Raw genomic sequence first — 747 nt, forward strand, 5'->3', positions numbered from 1 at the left:
GCACAACGGTCTCGGCTATGATTTCGTTGCGGAAAAATCCGCAGGATTCTTTCCGCCGTAGCCGAAAGATAGTAAAATTGCGGTGAATTCCGATTAGGAATTCAACCGCAATGAATTATAGCCATTGTTAGGTGCAGTTTTTTATTAATTAGGTCGAGTTACAATTCGAGCACCACCAATATTCTTTTTTACTATCTTTCAATTTCGATTCAGTTTTCTTTCCACACTTTGAGCAAATCCGTTCGTCAGATTCATCCTCAAAAGCTCGATATAGACAACTTCCACAATCCCAAATCGTAAGAGACGATACTTCTTCATCCACTTTCCAAGTGAAATTATCAATCATACAATTCGGACAGTTTTGTGTTGCCATTAGCTTAATCTTTTTTTAATCCCAGTTGCTGTATCAAGTCTGACGCGAGATTCATAACTTTTTTCCAATTATCGTTATGAAAAATTTCAGGTACATCCTCAAGATTTTCCATAGAATCTATTATCTCATTGAATTCTGAATCAAAATTCGTTAAAAGTTTAAATTCTGATTTGGTCCATATTTCGGTAAACCACTTATAATCTGGTGAGAAAAAATCATCCCATTGACAAGCTAATTCATTTGGAATATGAACAAACGGAACTGATTTTTTATAATTCAATTGAGAATCCTTTGAGGAAATTGTACTTAAAAAATCTGATATATTATCTTTTGTATTTTTCTGAAGTTCGTTCATACAAATTGCACCTAACGGT

At 34.1% G+C, this 747-nt stretch carries 1 protein-coding gene; it reads right to left on the reverse strand.

From position 1 onward, the window contains the following. Window positions 1-377: 377 nt before the first annotated feature. Window positions 378-747: hypothetical protein (locus P7122_RS15815; protein ID WP_278006772.1), on the reverse strand; the 370-nt coding region annotated here is incomplete at its 5' end.

This window comes from Winogradskyella marincola, assembly GCF_029624125.1.
GTDB lineage: Bacteria > Bacteroidota > Bacteroidia > Flavobacteriales > Flavobacteriaceae > Winogradskyella > Winogradskyella marincola.